This window comes from Kribbella sp. NPDC049227 (assembly GCF_043197265.1).
Lineage (GTDB): Bacteria > Actinomycetota > Actinomycetes > Propionibacteriales > Kribbellaceae > Kribbella.
Genome location: NZ_JBICST010000006.1, coordinates 321280 through 337409, shown reverse-complemented (window position 1 = coordinate 337409; position 16130 = coordinate 321280). Strand labels below are relative to the sequence as shown.

14 protein-coding genes are annotated in these 16130 nt (G+C 69.0%); 4 read left to right on the top strand and 10 right to left on the bottom strand.

Translation table 11 applies throughout. The features are described 5' to 3' along the window. Position 1: 1 nt before the first annotated feature. Positions 2–385, bottom strand: a complete 384-nt coding sequence (locus ACGFH6_RS27610) for a winged helix-turn-helix transcriptional regulator (protein ID WP_393389573.1) — start codon at positions 383–385, stop codon at positions 2–4. Positions 386–474: 89 nt separating this feature from the next. Between ACGFH6_RS27610 and ACGFH6_RS27605 the strand changes: the two genes are divergently transcribed. Continuing rightward, positions 475–1293, top strand: coding sequence for an NAD(P)H-binding protein (locus ACGFH6_RS27605; protein WP_393389570.1), 819 nt, complete (start codon positions 475–477; stop codon positions 1291–1293). Here ACGFH6_RS27605 and ACGFH6_RS27600 read toward each other — a convergent pair. Next, complete coding sequence (locus ACGFH6_RS27600) at positions 1286–1846, bottom strand: TetR/AcrR family transcriptional regulator (RefSeq protein ID WP_393389568.1); 561 nt, start codon at positions 1844–1846, stop codon at positions 1286–1288. The two genes, ACGFH6_RS27605 and ACGFH6_RS27600, sit on opposite strands and share 8 nt — an antisense overlap. Before the next feature lie 94 nt (positions 1847–1940). Here ACGFH6_RS27600 and ACGFH6_RS27595 point away from each other — a divergent pair, with 94 nt between their 5' ends. Next, complete coding sequence (locus ACGFH6_RS27595; protein ID WP_393389565.1) at positions 1941–3308, top strand: MDR family MFS transporter; 1368 nt, start codon at positions 1941–1943, stop codon at positions 3306–3308. On the opposite strand, the gene ACGFH6_RS27590 is transcribed toward ACGFH6_RS27595, so the two are convergent. Both ACGFH6_RS27590 and ACGFH6_RS27585 read right to left on the bottom strand, forming a co-directional pair. Further along, positions 3298–4275, bottom strand: a complete 978-nt coding sequence (locus tag ACGFH6_RS27590) for a zinc-binding alcohol dehydrogenase family protein (protein WP_393389562.1) — start codon at positions 4273–4275, stop codon at positions 3298–3300. The two genes, ACGFH6_RS27595 and ACGFH6_RS27590, sit on opposite strands and share 11 nt — an antisense overlap. Positions 4276–4314: 39 nt before the next feature. Continuing rightward, entirely contained in the window at positions 4315–5187 is an 873-nt protein-coding gene (locus ACGFH6_RS27585) for a helix-turn-helix transcriptional regulator (RefSeq protein WP_393389559.1), read from the bottom strand. Positions 5188–5318: 131 nt separating this feature from the next. Here ACGFH6_RS27585 and ACGFH6_RS27580 point away from each other — a divergent pair, with 131 nt between their 5' ends. Both ACGFH6_RS27580 and ACGFH6_RS27575 read left to right on the top strand, forming a co-directional pair. Further along, complete coding sequence (locus ACGFH6_RS27580; RefSeq protein WP_393389556.1) at positions 5319–9137, top strand: discoidin domain-containing protein; 3819 nt, start codon at positions 5319–5321, stop codon at positions 9135–9137. A 7-nt stretch (positions 9138–9144) separates the two neighbouring features. After that, positions 9145–10233 carry a Gfo/Idh/MocA family protein gene (locus ACGFH6_RS27575; protein WP_393389554.1) on the top strand — a complete coding sequence of 363 codons (1089 nt, stop codon included), beginning with the start codon at positions 9145–9147 and terminating at the stop codon, positions 10231–10233. A gap of 74 nt (positions 10234–10307) precedes the next feature. Here the strand turns inward: ACGFH6_RS27575 and ACGFH6_RS27570 are convergent, their stop codons facing one another. From ACGFH6_RS27570 to ACGFH6_RS27545, 6 genes are read right to left on the bottom strand one after another with little or no spacing between them, the layout of a single operon-like run. Continuing rightward, complete coding sequence (locus tag ACGFH6_RS27570) at positions 10308–10865, bottom strand: GNAT family N-acetyltransferase (protein WP_393389552.1); 558 nt, start codon at positions 10863–10865, stop codon at positions 10308–10310. Continuing rightward, positions 10862–12142 carry an ROK family transcriptional regulator gene (locus ACGFH6_RS27565; protein ID WP_393389550.1) on the bottom strand — a complete coding sequence of 427 codons (1281 nt, stop codon included), beginning with the start codon at positions 12140–12142 and terminating at the stop codon, positions 10862–10864. The genes ACGFH6_RS27570 and ACGFH6_RS27565 overlap by 4 nt, the downstream gene beginning before the upstream one ends. Positions 12143–12198: 56 nt before the next feature. Then, on the bottom strand, positions 12199–13452 hold the full coding sequence (locus ACGFH6_RS27560; RefSeq protein WP_393389548.1) for an enolase C-terminal domain-like protein: 1254 nt from the start codon (positions 13450–13452) through the stop codon (positions 12199–12201). After that, positions 13453–14328, bottom strand: coding sequence for an NAD-dependent epimerase/dehydratase family protein (locus ACGFH6_RS27555; protein ID WP_393389545.1), 876 nt, complete (start codon positions 14326–14328; stop codon positions 13453–13455). Continuing rightward, positions 14325–15206 carry a carbohydrate ABC transporter permease gene (locus tag ACGFH6_RS27550; RefSeq protein WP_393389542.1) on the bottom strand — a complete coding sequence of 294 codons (882 nt, stop codon included), beginning with the start codon at positions 15204–15206 and terminating at the stop codon, positions 14325–14327. Before ACGFH6_RS27550 ends, ACGFH6_RS27555 begins: the two co-directional genes overlap by 4 nt. After that, positions 15203–16129: a carbohydrate ABC transporter permease gene (locus ACGFH6_RS27545; protein WP_393389539.1), complete on the bottom strand. Its 927-nt coding sequence runs from the start codon at positions 16127–16129 to the stop codon at positions 15203–15205. The genes ACGFH6_RS27550 and ACGFH6_RS27545 overlap by 4 nt, the downstream gene beginning before the upstream one ends. Position 16130: the final 1 nt, after the last annotated feature.

Here is a 16130-nt window from a genome sequence, read left to right as displayed (position 1 = left end):
GTTAGGGGCGGCGGTGGGCGGGCGCGTGGGTGTCGAAGTGCGCGCGGGCCTCCTCGACCTTCGCGAGGTTCGGGGACCACTCGGCAAGGGAGTGGAAGAGCGGGGCGAGGCTGCGGCCGAGGTCGGTGATCTCGTACTCGACCCGTGGCGGCACCTCCGGGTAGTACGTGCGCTGCACCAGCCCGTCGCGTTCGAGCTGACGGAGCCGCTGGGTCAGAACCTTCGGCGTGATCACCCCGATCCGCCGCTCGAGCTCGACGAACCGCTGACGCCCGTACTCGTTCAGCGTCCACAGGATCGGCGTCGTCCACCGGCTGAAGACCAGATCGACCACCGGCGCGATCGGACACGCCTGGACCGGCTCCACCGCTGTGCGCTCGCTCACAAACCCGCCTCCCGCCAGTACTTTCCTCTAGGTACCTACTATTCCACAGCAAGTAGCGTCCTCGTCAGTCAACCGAACGAGGAGCGAACATGATCGTGATCACCGGAGCCACCGGCAACGTCGGCCGTCCGCTAGTCCGGGCACTCACCGAAGCCGGCGAGCAGGTGACCGCCGTGACCCGCAGCATCACCGACGCACCGGCAGGAGTACGTCGCCACCAGGTCGACCTCGCCGAGCCTGAGAGCCTGAAGCCGGCGCTCGACGGCGCCAAGGCGATCTTCCTGCTCACCTCCGGCGACTTCGTGGCACGGGGAAACCTGACCGATGTCGTACGGGTCGTGCAGGGTGCCGGCGTCGAGCGGATCGTCCTGCTGTCGTCGCAAGGCGTCGGCACCCAGCGCCACCCGTCGAACCTGGAGGACGCCGTCGTCCAGTCAGGCCTGGAGTGGACCTTGCTGCGACCCGGCAACTTCAGCTCCAACGCGTTCCAGTGGGCCGAGTCAGTCCGGGCTGAGCGGCTGGTCTCCGCGCCGTTCGGCGACGTGGCGCTGCCGGCTGTCGATCCGGACGACATCGCCGAGGTCGCCGCGGTCGCCCTTCGCGAGCCTGGCCACGCGGGCGCCAGGTACACCTTGACCGGGCCAGCGGCGGTCTCCCCCAGAGACCAGGCCGCCGCCATCGGTGCCGCTCTGGGTGAGTCGGTGCGATTCGTCGAGCTCAGCCGAACACAAGCGCGCAACCGGATGCTCGGCTACATGCCCGAGCAGGTCGCGGAGAGCACCCTTGACATCCTCGGTACGCCGTACGCCGCCGAGCAGCAGGTGACCCCGGACGTCGAGAAGGTACTCGGCCGACCCGCACGGACCTTCGCGGACTGGGCCACCCGCAACGTCGCGGCCTTCAGGTAGCACGCACGAGCGGCAGGAAGACGTCGTCGACCAGCGAGGTCAGCGTCGACGCGGCCACCGGCTCGCTGGTGAAGAGCATCTCGTGGCGCAGCAGATTGGTGGGCGCGGTGAGCACCCGGTTGGGAACGTCCGCGGTCGGGATCTCGCCGCGCGCCGCGGCCCGCCGCACGATGGTCGCCATCACGCCGGTCATCCGGGTGGAGACCTCCGGATCCAGATCCGGCGCCTCGGCGAGCAGCCCATGGACGATGTCGGGCCCGAGTGAGGCGAATCGGTCGGCCATCCGCTGCAGGACGGCGAGCACATCGTCGCGCAGGCTCCCGGTGTCGGGGATGTCCTCGACGATCGAGCCGGTGCGATACCGCATCGCGGCGATCACCAACGCCGCCCGGTTCTTCCACCGCCGGTACAGCACCTGCTTGCCGGTGTGGGCCCGCGCAGCGACGCCCTCCATCGTCAACCCCGCGTAGCCGGACTCCAGCAGCTCGTCCCACGCAGCGTCGAGCAGCACAGCCTCGAGTTCGGCACCCCGCCGGCGCTGCGTCTGCTCCATTGCTCGACTCCCAACAAGAGACCTTGCGTCTCCTAACGACCCGAGTCTACTCTGAAACCCGTAAGAGACGAACCGTCTCTAAGGAGACTCTCGGGTGACCACCACGACCACTCCCGACCGCCTGGATCGCGCGGTGCTGAAACTCGCCGGCGTCCTCGTGCTCGGCGCGCTCGCACCACTGCTCGACAGCACGATCGTCAACGTCGCGATCCACACCCTCGGCACCGAACTGCACACGGGCGTGTCCACAGTGCAATGGGTCAGTACGGCGTACCTGCTGGCGCTGGCGATCGCGATCCCGATCACCGGATGGTCGGCCGACCGGTTCGGCGCCAAGCGGATGTGGATCATCGCGCTGGCCCTGTTCCTGGCCGGCTCGATGCTGTGCGGAGCCGCTTGGAACATCGAGTCGTTGATCGCGTTCCGGGTGATCCAGGGCCTCGGCGGCGGGCTGATGCTCCCGATCCTGCAGACCCTGCTGTTCCGGGCTGCGGGCCGCGAGCGGATGGGCCGCCTGATGGCCGTCGTCACCCTGCCCGCACTGATCGGACCGATCCTCGGCCCGGTGATCGGCGGCCTGATGATCGCCCACCTCGACTGGCGCTGGATCTTCTACGTCAACGTGCCGATCTGCCTCGCCGCGATCACCCTTGCCGTCCGCGTACTGAAGCCTGACCCGCAGCCGACCGCGGCCGCGCTCGACGTGACCGGGCTCCTGCTCGTCTCCCCCGCGCTCGCCGGCATCATCTACGGCCTCACCCAGGTCGGCACCCACGGCGGCTTCGGCCACGCCGATGTCCTGCTGCCGATCGGCCTCGGCATCGTCCTCCTGATCGTCTTCGCGGTCCGGTGTACCACCGAGCCGCTCATCGATCTCAGCCTGTTCCGAACGCGATCCTTCGCCGCGTCGACCGCCCTGCTCTTCCTGACCGGTTTCGCCCTGTACGGCGCGATGCTCCTGCTGCCGCTGTTCTACCAACAGGCGCGCGGCGAGAGCGTGGTCGCGGCCGGACTCGTCCTCGTGCCCCAGGGCATCGGCAGTCTCCTCGCCCGCACCGCCGGCGGCCTCACCGACCGGTTCGGACCTCGACCGGTGGTGTTCGCGGGCCTTCTCCTCACCGTGGCCGGGACGATCCCGTTCGCCTTCGCGGGTACGGCGTACCGGCTGCTGGCGGTCGCGCTCGTCGTGCGCGGCGCCGGGCTGAGCGCCGTCAGCCTGTCGGTGATGGTCGGCGCCTTCCGCGATCTGGAGCCGCGGCAGATCCCAGACGGAAGCAGCACGACCCGGATCATGCAGCAGTTGGGTGGCGCCTTCGGTGCCGCGACGTTGGCCGTGGTCCTGCAGAGCAACCTCATCGGGCACCCGGCGTCGACCGCCTACGCGACCAGTTTCTGGTGGGCGATCGCCTTCACTGCGATCGCCGCGGTACCCGCACTCTTCCTGCCGGCCATCAGGCGGTGACCCGAAGCAGAAGCTTGCCGGTGGTGACGCCGGACTCGATCCGCCGATGCGCGTCGGCGGCCTCTTGCAGGGAGAGGGTCTCGGTCCGGACCTGGAGCTGACCGCGGGCGGCCGCTTCGACGGCCCGCCGCAACCCCGCGCCGGCCGCGGCCGGGTTCGCGGCGGCGAACGCGGCGAGGTTGAACCCGGACACCGTCTTGTTCGTGAACCACAGCTCGTTGGCCGAGATGCCGACATCGTCGGCGCCGGAGGCATTGCCCATCACGACCAGGCGTCCCATGGGCGCCAACCGATCCAGACTCGTCCGCCGACTCGCGCCGCCAACCATGTCGACGACGATGTCGAACTCCCCCGCATCTGCCACATCATCGCGCAGGATCACCTGGTCATAGCCGAACGCCTTCGCGGCCGCGATCTTCCCTGGCCGGCCGACGGTCCCGACGATCCGGCCTGCCCCGAGCAGGCGAGCCGCCTGACCGAGCTGGCTGCCCACACCACCTGCCGCGGCGTGCACGAGCACGCTCTCACCAGGCTCGATCCGCGCCACCCGGTCCAGCACCAGGAACGCCGTCGTACTGTTCGACGGCAGCGCCGCCGCCAGCTCCAGGCTGAGTCCATAGTCGTCCAGCGGTACGACGAGCTCGGCGGCGGTCGTGACGACCTCGGCGTACCCGCCGCTGTCGACAATCGTCAGCGCCGCGACCGGCTGCCCGACCGAGAGCCCTTCGACACCGGGGCCGAGAGCCCGGATCCGTCCGGACACCTCGATGCCGGGCACGAACGGCAGCGGGACGTCCACGACGCCCTGCCGGTAGAGGACCTCCGCGAAGTTGGCACCTGCGTAGGCGACGTCGATCGCCACCTCTCCGGCGGCCGGGACCGGGATCGGGACGGTGGCCAGGCGCAGTACGTCGGCTGGGCCGAAGGAAGGGATGGTGACTGCTGTCATCTGCGTGTTCTCGCTCATGGCATCGATCCTGCGAGCCGGGCGGACGAACAGGCAGTGTCAGTTCATGGTGGGTGTGTCACCACCAGGCTGCGACGCCATCAGCCGCTCGATCCGCTCCTGGGTGTCGGTGCCCGGGCGCGGGTTGTGCAGGATCAGGTGATGACCCGGATGTTCGAGCACCGGGAACATCGTCGCGTCGAACACGAGCAGCCCCGCCTCGGGATGCGCCACGGCCTTCACCGCGCTGAGGTGCTCGGCCGCGTCGTGCCGCGCCCACAGTTCGGCGAACTCCGGGCTGACCGCCGCGAGGTCGGTCGCGATCCGGTCGAACTCCGGGTCGTCGGGATAGCGAGCCGCGTCGGCCCGGAAGCCGGCGGCTACGTCCGGCGCCGCCTCGTCCCAGTGCTCGTGCAGTCCGCGGAAGCGCGCGTTGGTGAAGTACGAGACCAGGCAGTTGTGGTCGGTCTCGCCGTACCCGAAGACTCGGCGGGCGACGTCGTTGACGGCGGTGAAGTTCCAGTGCCGGTCGCGGATGTAGGCGGGGCGTGGCGACCAGGCGTCGAGCAGCCGCCGCATCTCGGGCGAGGCGGGCACCGTCGGCGCTGCCTCCCGCTGCGGTGGGTTCAGCCCGGCCAGGCGGTAGAGATGGGCGCGTTCCACATCGTCCAGGAGCAGCACCCGAGCCACCGAGTCGAGGACTTCTTCGGAGACCTTGATGTCACGGCCCTGCTCCAGCCAGGTGTACCAGGACACCCCGACCCCGGCGAGGACAGCGACCTCCTCGCGGCGCAGGCCCGGCGTACGGCGGTTCCCGGCCGCGGGCAGTCCGACCTGTGACGGCGTCAACCGCTCCCGTCGACTGCGCAGGTACTCACGGAGTTCGGTCTGCCGGCGGCTGCGCGCCGCGCCTCCACGCTGATCCGTCCCCACCCGCGCAACGCTACCGGAAGCCCCTTTCCGGAGCCGGATGCTGGGCTCTTGAATAAGTAACACGCTTGGTTTAACTTATCCGCGCAGCTGCTCTCGCATGTACTTCCGGCCCGCCACCTGGAGGTTTCAGCATGTCCAGACGCCTGCTCGCGCGGGTCCTTCCCGCCGTGTTGCTCGCCAGCGTCATCGCCGTACCGGCGGCTCATGCCGCCACCATGTATCCGAGCGGCGTCGGCGCCGACCTCGGACCGACCCCGACCACGCTCGGCGTGAAGCCCGCCGCCGGCGACGACCCCACCGGGTTGCGTACCGGCACCGAACAGGGCCGCACGTACTGGCAGACCGACCAGGCCGCCGGCACCGGCTACCTGGAGTTCGACGTCGACCGTGACTACGTCGACGAGATCGGCACCGACGACGTCCTGGTGACGGTGACGTATCTCGACACCGGCTCCGGCACCCTCGAGCTCCAGTACGACGCCGCCACGAACCCGCAGGCCGACGCGACCGACGTCCAGCTGACCAACACGGGTCAGTGGCGGACCGGCACGTTCGAGCTCACCGGCATCGGCTTCACCGACCGCCTCGGCGACGCCGACGTCCGCCTGTCCGGCAGCGCCGACATCACTATCTCGAGCCTCCGGATCAGTACGGCGGGAGCCTCGGTCCAGCTCGGGGCGTCGCCGATCCAGTCCGGCATCAGCCCTCGCGCCGGCGACCGGCCGGAGAACCTGGTCACCGGCGTGCAGGACGGCCGCCCGTACTGGCAGACCGACCACTCCGCGCCGTCTCCGGGCACGAACTTCTTCTACATGAACGTCGCCGACACCTACCTGTACGACAACCAGAGCCTGGTGCTGATCAGCGTCGACTACTTCGACGCGGGCAACGGGCAGTTCGGCCTGCACTACGACTCCCCCGGCGAGACGATCCCGGAGAAGTTCAAGAACTCCGAGGTGGTCCGGTACGGCGACACCAAGACCTGGAAGACGCACACGTTCGCGCTCCCCGACGCCGTGATGACGAATCGCTCGAACGGCGGCGACTTCCGCATCCACAACGGCGACGGCTCGGTCGACCTCAAGGTCGCAGCCGTCCGCGTCGCCAAGGTCGCGACCACTCTCGATGTCACCGAGGGCCTGCTCGACCTGATCGACGAGGCCGCCAGGGTCGAGAAGGCTGCCCGCGAAGGCACCCGCGACGGCCAGTTCCCAGCCGGCAGCCGTGCCACCTTCCGGGCCGCGATCGACGACGCCCGCGCAGTCGCGGCCACTCCGGGTGTGACCGACGTACAGGTGAAGGCGGCACTGCAGACGCTGCAGGTGAAGCTGGACGCCTTCACGGCGTCCGCTGTCGAGACCAACTTCGCAGCCAGCGCTACGGCGTCCGCCAGCGGAGGCACCGGTGCCACAAACGTCAACGATGGCAACCACGACACCGCCTGGACCAGCGGCCAGGGCGACTCGTGGCTCCAACTCGACCTGGGCAAGCCGCGACCCGTGAACGACGTACGGGTCGAATGGGCCGAGGCGTACTCCCCCGACTACACCGTCCAGGTCTCGAAGGACGGCCGGACGTTCACCGCCGTCGGACGCATCGGGTCACCCGGTGGCAACCAGATCAGCCGGACCCGCTTCGCGACCACCACGGCCCGGTACGTCCGGGTCGCGATGACCGGCGCGGACTCGTTCACCGTCAAGGAGCTCCAGCTCCGGCTGAGCCCGGTCGTCACCCCGGAGCCGCGGCTGGTGCAGACGGCCAACCCGACCGAGGACGGCGTGATCGCCGACTTCGACGCCACCCAGTACGGCGCCGACCGCTCCGGCCGACGCGATTCGACCAAGGCGATCCAGCAGGCCATCTACGCGTGCCAGGACGCGGGCGGCGGGACCGTCTGGCTGCCGGCCGGCCAGTACAAGGTCACCGACACCATCGAGGTGCATGCGTTCTGCACGCTGCGCGGAGACCACGGGGAGAAGCTCGGGACCGGGACTGTGATCGTCGCGGACCTTGCCTCCGGCAACGACGGGCCGAGCCTGTTCCGGATCGGCGGCAGCGCCGGCGTCCTCGGCGTCACCACGTACTACCCGAACCAGAACGCCACCGACCCGGTCCCGTACAACTACACCTTCGAGATCCCCGGCGGCGCCTGGATCGGTAATGAGAACTACATGATGGCGACCGTCGCCGACGTCACGATGCTCAACTCGTACCGCGGTATCGGCATCAGCACGATGCCGAACGACCACGGCAACGCACCGAGCTCCGGCCAGGTGCACGAGTCCAGCACGATCCGCAACATCCGCGGCACCGCCCTCTTCGAGGGAGCCCGTGCGTACAACGGCGCCGACGTCGGCACCTGGGAGAACGTTGCGTTCAGCAACTCCTTCTGGGCGGACGCGCCGGCCGCCTACCACCCGCCGGCGCGGGCCACACTCGACGCGTGGACGCGGGCCAACGGCACCGGTCTCGTCCTCGGGGACCTCGAGTGGGACCAGTTCCACCGGATCTCGCTCACCGACTACCACGTCGGGATACATGTGGTCGCCGGTCAGCGGGCCCAGTTCACCGGCAGCTTCCTCCAGCCGGACGTACGCCGTACCGACATCGGCGTGCTCGTCGACGTGATGGACGACCGCTGGGGCATGACGCTCGCGGCAGGCAGGATCGAGGGCAGTGACCACGCGATCCAGAACAACTCGCGCGGCTATGTGAAGGTCACCGGGACCACGCTCACCGGCGCGGTCGACGGCATCGTGCACAGGATGTCCGGCACGGCGCCGACGTACTCGCAGGAACCACTGCCCAAACCGAAGCAGTCCCTGTACGTCGTCGACGCGCCGCACGGGGTCGGGTATCTACCGGCAGCCGACGCGACGAGCGCCGTACAGAAGGTCCTCGACAAGGCTGGGCGGAACGGCGGCGGCATCGTCTATCTGCCCGCCGGGTGGTACCGGATCAGCACACATCTCCAGGTCCCCGCGAGGGTCGAGTTGCGCGGAGCGTCCGCGGTACCGAACCGGGATCAAGGCGGCGCCAGCGGCGGGACCGTTCTGCAGGCCTTCGAGAAGGACACCGAGACTGCGTTGATCACCTTGCAGAACCGCGCGGGCGTGCGCGGGCTGCGGGTCTTCTACCCCGACAACAATCCCGCCAAGGCCGAAGGCGTCGTGCCCTACCCGTACGCGATCCGCGGTCACGCCGGCGGGAACTACGTGATCAACGCCGGCTTCCCGAACGCCTGGAACGGGATCGACCTCAGTGGTGACGACATCGTCATTCGCAAGATCGCCGGGGCATTCTTCGACCACGCGATCGCGATCGGCCCCGGCGACAACGGCCGGATCGAGGGCGTGCTGTCGAACGGGAACGCGGTCACCCGGGTCGGCTACCAGCAGCCGTACTGGATGAACGAGGGCAGCATCTTCGAACTCGTCATCGACAAGTACATGCGCAAGACCGCCAAGATCGTCACCGTCGACGGCGCCCGCGGCCTGACGCTGCTGAACGTGTTCGCGTACGGCTTCCACGACGGGCTCGTGGTGAACAGCGGCCAGGTGAACGCGTTCAACCTGGGCACCGACAACCTCGGCACCGACGGTCACACCGTCAAGGTGGTGAGCGGCGATGTCGAGGCCACCAACCTGGCCCGCTACAACGGCGCCACCTTGTCGGGGCCGGCCACGCTACGCAACGTGATGGTGATCAACGTCGTCCAGCGCAGCATCAAGGTCCAGGCCAGTGGTCCAGGTACCGCGACGATCGCCGGAAACGAGTCCGAACCGGGTACCTACGAGGTCGGCGCGCAGGTCACAGTGACGGCGGCGGCAACATCGGATAGCGTTTTCCAGAACTGGAGCGTCGACGGCGTGGTGGTCTCGACCGATACGTCGTACACCTTCACCGTCGCCACGGACCAGGTACTGACCGCGAATTTCCAGGCCAAGTAGGAGCGAGATGGCTGACGCACAACATCAGGTCGCGATCGTGGGCTGCGGCATCATCGGCCGCACCCACGCGGACACCATCGCGGCACGGCCCGACGCGACCGTGACCGCCCTCGTCGACGTCGACGCCGGTGCCCGGGAGGCGCTGGCGGCCCGGCTGAAGGAGGCGGGCGAGCCCGAGCCCGAGGTGTACGACGACCTGCCCGCGGCGCTCAGCGGGTCGGAGGTCTCGCTGGTCGCGATCTGCACACCGAGCGGTACGCACGCCGACCTGGCCGAGCAGGCGCTGAACGACAAGAAGCACGTGGTGGTCGAGAAGCCGCTCGACGTCGACCCGGCCCGGGCCCGCCGCTTCGGCGCGGCGGCGGCCCGGGCGGCGAGCCAGGGTGTGGTCGTGTCGGTGATCAGCCAGCACCGCTTCGACGCGGGCAGCGTCGTGGTCAAGCAGGCGATCGACTCCGGCCGGTTCGGTCAGCTCACGTCCTGCGTCGCGACGGTGGCCTGGTGGCGCAGCGACGAGTACTACGCCTCCGCGGACTGGCGTGGGACGTGGGCCCAGGACGGTGGCGGCGCGCTGATGAACCAGGGTGTGCACACGGTCGACCTGATGCTGTGGTTCATGGGCCGGCCGGTGCAGATCCAGGCGCAGGCGGTGCGGTCGACGCACCACGCGATCGAGGTCGAGGACACCTTGGTCGCGACGCTGACCTTCGAGTCCGGTGCCATCGGCACCCTGCACGCGACGACCGCGGCCTTTCCCGGTGGCCGGACGCGGGTGTCGGTGCACGGCACGGAGGGTGGTGCCGAGGTGGAGGACGACCTGCTGCGGCGCCTCAACGTCGACGGCATCAAGGACGAGGCGCCCGTCGACGCCGGTCCGCCCGGCGGCCACAAGGCGCAGTACGACGACATCCTGACGGCGATCGCGGAAGGCGGACAGCCCGGGCTCACGGTCCAGGACGGTATCGACGCACTCGCCACGGTCCGTGCGGTCTACATCGCGTCGACCCTGCAACGGCCGGTCAAGTTCCTCGACGTCCTCGAAGGCCGCTACGACGACGTCGAGGTCTCCCGAGGCATCCGCCTCCCACCCACCTGACCGGCCGTCGATGGCAGGTTGTTTCACCGCCGGCGTGAAATCAACGCGTCAGCGGTGACACAACCGGCCAGTGGTCAGGCGCCGGGCTCGCGGTCGTTGAGGATGCGCTGGTAGAGGTTGCAGTCCTGCCAGGTGCCGGCGATGTGCAGGTACGTCGGCGCGTGGCCGATCTGGGTGAAGCCGGTGCGCTGGAGGACGCGCTGCGAGGCGGCGTTGTTCGTCAGCGTGCTGGCTTCGATCCGGTGGAGCTTCAACTCGCTGTCCGCGATCTCGGCCACCGTCTGCACCGCACGGGTCGCCAGACCGCGACCGACCACATCGCCGGCCAGCCAGTAACCGAGGCTCGCACTGCGGAACGGCCCAGGGACCAGGTCGCTCAGGGTCGCGGCACCGATGATCCGGTCGCCTTCGGCCAGCAGCCACGGCACCACCTGGCCGTTCTTGTACCGCTCCAGCTGCGCGGTGAGCCGCTCTTCCTGACCAGCGACAGTGAACCACTTCTCGGGCCGCGCGGGCTCCCATTTGCTGAGGTGGTCCCAGCTGCGGGTGTAGGCGTCGGCGAGGGCGGGAGCGTCGTCGAGGGAGGCGATGCGGAGCTGGACTTCCGGGGTGAGTTGGCGCGGTGAAATCACTTCGGCAGCCTACGTGCCTGACTGGATCCGCTGACCCGAGGGGTGAACGCGTCGTGGAAGATCGTCGACGCGGCGCCGACCGCGGCCGCGTCGGTCTGCAGCATCGACTCCTCGACCTCGACGGGACGGGTCTCCCGCGCGACCGGATGCGCGTTCACCGCGCGGCCGATCTCGGCCAGGAAGATCTCCGAGATCTCCTTGCCGAACGCCGGCCCGCCGAGCACGATCAGGTCGATGTCGAGCAGGTCGACCAGCCCGACCGCGCCCTGACCGACCACCCGCGCGACCTGGGTGACCGCCTTCCGGGCCGCCTCGTCACCGTCGGCCGCGGCCTTGCACACCGCCTTGTACCGCTTGGCCTCGTCGGTCGCGCTCGGGTCGGTCTCGACGTACCCGTACTCCGCCGCGATCACCGGCAGTGAGGCGGTCGGGTTGCACTCGGGCACCATCCGCGGCCCGTTCTCCGCGTCCCACTCCCCCATCCGCAGCGCCGCGATCTGGCCGAACTCCCCGGCGTTCGCGGTACCGCCGCGATAGATCGAGCCGTTCAGGATCAGGCCGCTGCCGACGCCGGTGCCGAGATACAGGTAGGCGAAGTCGCGGGCCCTGGCCGAGCGGCCGATCCAGCGTTCACCGATGGCGGCCGCCGTACCGTCCTTCTCGACCAGGACCGGGTGGTTGAGCTTCTGTTGCAGCAACTGGCGGATCTTCAGCCCGCGCCAGGCCGGCTGCAGCGGCAGCGCGAGCAGCGAGCCGTCCGCGTCGATCGGCCCGGGTACGGCGACGCCCACGCCGAGCATCGAGTCGAGGTCGACCTGGCTGATGCTCAGCGCCGCGGTCACGGTCGCCGCGGTCAGATCGACCAGCCGGCCGGCGTCGAGGTCATCGGCGAGGTCGACGGTCTCGCGCCGCACGATCGTGCCGTCGAGGTCGACCACCGCGACCGTGAGCAGCTCGGGATCGATGTGGATGCCGACCGCGTGGGCCGCGTTGGAGCGCATCCGGACCGGCGTCCGCGGCTTGCCGAGCCGTTCGGCGCGCTCCTGCGCCTCCTCCACCAGCAGTCCCTGCTGCAGCAGGATGCGCAGGATCCGCGACACCGACTGCTGGGTCAGGCCGGTCCGGCGGGAGATCTCGGTCCGGCTGATGGTGCCGGCCAGCCGGATCGTCTCGATGATCACGGCCTCGTTGAAGGAGCCCAGGTCGTACTGGTTCGCACCCGCGCGCCGCAGCTCCGTCAGCACCGCTTTCTCGCCTGCTTGGTCGTCCGTGCTCATCGCCCACCTCCCCGTCTGTCCCGATTAGCCGCGATCGTACTGCGCGTGAGCAGCTGTCACGGTGCTTCCAGCGCACCGTCGGGGCGCCGTACGCCGGCCGCCCACTCGTCGTGTCCGGACAGTTGCGCGGGATAACGTGCGGCCGCCTCGAGATCGAGGTCGATCCCCCAGCCGGGCGCCTCGTTCGGCCGCAGCCAGCCGTCCTCGATCCGCAGCGTGCCGGGGAACACCTCGTGCGTCGCCTCGTTGTACAGGTGACCCTCCTGGATGCCGAAGGCAACAGAGCTGACGTCGAGGGCGACGTTCGCGGCGGCGCCGATCGGGGAGGTGTCGCCCGGGCCGTGCCACGCCGTACGGACTCCACACAGCTCGGCCAGGTCGGCCAGCTTCCGGGCCGGGGTCAGACCGCCGATGTCGGAGACGTGCGAGCGGATGAAGTCCACGCCAAGGTCGCGGACCAGCCGGACAGCGTCACCCATCGACGTCGTCAGCTCACCGACCGCCAGCGGCACCGGAGAGGCGGCGCGGACCTCGGGCAGCCGGTCCCAGTGCTCGGGCGGCAGTACGTCCTCGAGGAAGAACAGACCGTACGGCTCGAGCGACCTCGCCAGCAGCACGGCCTCCTTCGGCGTCAGGCGGGAGTGGACGTCGTGCAGCAGTTCGATGTTGTCCGGCAGCGCCTGCCGCGCCTCGGCGAACAGCTCCGGAGTCGCGCGCAGGTAGTCCCGCGCCGACCAGCCGTTGTGGTACGGCGCGTCCGGGTACAGCGTCGGCACCCGCGGAGCGCCGTACCCGCCGCCACCCGGCGTCGACATCTGCAGCCGGATGTGCCGCCAGCCCTGAGCGACCAGCTTGTGCGCGTGCTCGAGCGTCTCTTCGATGGTGTGGCCACTGGCGTGGATATAGGTGTCGGCGGCCGCCCGCACCTTGCCGCCGAGGAGTTCGTAGACCGGCATGCCGGCGCGCTTGCCGGCGATGTCCCACAGGGCCTGGTCGATGCCGGAGATCGCGTTGTTCGTCACCGGACCGCCGCGCCAGTAGCCGCTGAACCCGGCCAGCCGGGTCAGGTCGCCGATGTCACCCGGGTAGCGGCCGACCAGCAGCCGGGCCAGGTGCTCGTCGACGAACGTCTGCACCGCCTTCCACCGCTGGGTGAACGTCGCGCAGCCGAGGCCGTACAGGCCAGGCTCGGTGGTGTCGATCTTGACCACCACCAGCGGGATGCCTTGCGGTGCGGTGACGATCGCCTGGACCGCGCTGATCCGGACGTCGTCGCGTACGGGCCAGGGCTGGTCGAAGGTCGAGGGCATTCAGAGCTCCAAGGGAAGTGTCGGTAGGTCGAGTTCGTGCTGGGCCTGGAAGCCGAGCACGGTCCGCGCGGCAGACAGGTCGATCGGCACCTCACGCCCGATGAACCGCCGCAGTCGCGGCACGTCGGACGCGAAGGCATCCAGCAGGGCTTCGGTTTCGTACGGCGCGTTCGTGGTGCCGGCGGCGACGAAGAACGTGTGCGCACCGGACAGCGGAGCCGTCAGCCCCAGCTCGATCGAGTACGCCGCGTCGCGGGTGTCCAGGTAGCTCCAGGCCTCCCGGAATCCGCCGGCCGGGTCCTCGCGGGCGCGATCGGCCTGCCGCTGCAGCAGTTCGCCCGAGTTCACATGCGGGAACCGGAACGCGACCACGTCGATCCCCCACCGCCGCCACACCATCCGCGCGGTGTTCTCGTCGTTCTGTTTCGACAGCGAGTAGGGATCGGCGACGTCGGTCGCCATCTTCTCGTCCCACGGGAAGTACGCCGGCTTGATGTCGTGCGGGTTGAACGGCAGACCGGTCGCGTTGATGCTGCTCGCGATCACCGCCCGCTTGATGCCCCGGGCACCGGCCTGGGCGAGCACGTTGAACGTCGACACCACGTTGACGCTGTACACGTCGTACGGCGTGCCTGCCGACGGGTGAGCCAGCGCCGCGAGATGCACGACCAGGTCCGCGTCCTCCAGCGCCTGGGCCACATCGGTCTCGGAGCGGGTGTCACCGACCAGGACCCGGTCGGCCTTCAGGTCCGGATGTTCGCCGTTCGACAGGGTGGTCACCACCGCGCCGAGCGCCGTCAGGTGCTCGACCGTGACCAGCCCGATGCGGCCGGTGGCCCCCGTGACCGCGACCCGCCGGCCGTTGAGTGCATTCACTCCTTGATCCCTCCCGACATCCCCACACCTCTCAGGAACTGCTTCTGGAACACCAAGAACAGCACCACCGGGATCAGCACCGCCAGGAAGAGCGCGCTCATCTGCAGTGAGATCTCCGTGGTCTCGGCCACCCGGGGCAGCGCCACCGAGATCGGTTGCAGGCGCGGATCCGGCAGCACGAGCAGCGGCCACAGGTAATCCTTCCAGGAGCCGATCACGGTCAGCAGGGCGACCACCCCGACGATCGGTTTCGACAACGGCAGCACCAGCGAGGTGAACAGCCGCAGGTTGCCCGCCCCGTCGATCCGGGCCGCCTCGATCAGCTCGCGCGGGATCGCGTCGAAGTACCGCTTCATCACCAGGATGTTGAAGGCCCCGGCCGCCTGCGGCAGCCAGACCGCCCAGAAGGTGTTCTGCAGGTTCACCCCGAGCAGGGGCATCTTGAGGATCGTCATGTAGAGCGGGACCAGCGAGATGACGCCGGGCAGGAACAGGGTGGCCAGCACCGCACCGGTGATGATCGGTCCCCACTTCGGCCGGAGCACGCTGAGCACGAAGGCACCCGTCGTACAGACGAAGAGGGTGGAGATCATCGAGCCGATCGCGATGATCGCGGTGTTGCCCAGGTACGAGCCGATCTGGACCCGGTTCCAGGCGTCCGGGATGTTCTGCCACTGGATCCCGGACGGCCACAGCTGCATCGGCCCGCGGAGGATGTCCTGGCTGGTCGACAGGCCGGACTTGAGCAGCCACAGCAGTGGCCCGACTCCGGCGATCACGACGCCGACGAACAGCAGCACCTGGATCGTGGGCAGGGCGTACCGGACCACCGACCGCTTCCGGTCCGCGGTCGAGATGATGCCGCGTTCGTGGCTCATGTGGTACTCCAGCGACGGGTCAGGAGGTGGTAGACGACCGACAGCACGCACAGCACCCCGGCCAGCAGCACGCTGAGCGCGGTCGCGGCACCGAAGTCGCCGTTGATGAACGCGTAGCGGTAGATCAGCAGCAGGATCGTGGTGGTCGCGTTGTTCGGCCCACCGCCTGTGAACAGGAACGGTTCGGTGAACACCTGGAACGTCCCGATCAGCTGCAGCAGCATCATGATCAGGATGATTCCGCGGATCTGCGGCAGCGTGACGTGCCAGACCCGCTTCCAGACCCCGGCCCCGTCCAGCTCGGCCGCTTCGTACAGTTCGGTCCGGACGCCGGTCAGCGCGGCCAGATAGATGATCGACGTGGCGCCGGCCCCGGCCCAGGTGGCCTCGAGCACGATCGCCGGCATCGCCAGGCTCTGCGAGTTCAGCCAGGCGAACGGCCCGAGACCGAACCAGCCGAGGATGGAGTTGAAGACGCCCGCGCCGCTGGGGTCGTAGAAGAACTTCCACAACAGGATCGCCGCCACCGGCGGAACCACCGCCGGCAGGTAGGAGATCACGTTGTAGAGCCAGCCGGTCTTGCGCAGTTCGCTGATGAAGACGGCCAGGAACAACGGGACCGGGAAGCCGAAGATCAGCGCCAGCAGGCAGAAGTACAGCGTGTTGAGCGCCGCCTGCGGAAGCTGCGGGTCGGTCAGCACGTAGCTGAAGTTGGCCATCCCGACCCACTCCGGCGCGGTGACCAGGTTGTTCTTCTGGAAGCTCAGCACCAGGCCGCGGACGATCGGGCCCCAGGAGAAGTACAGGAACGTCAGCACCAGGGGCACGGCGAAGATGACGCTGCTCAGTCCGCCGGAGCGGTACCAGGTGGCCAAGGACCTGGCACTGCTCCGGTTGGACTTCGGCGTACGTTGAAAGAGCATC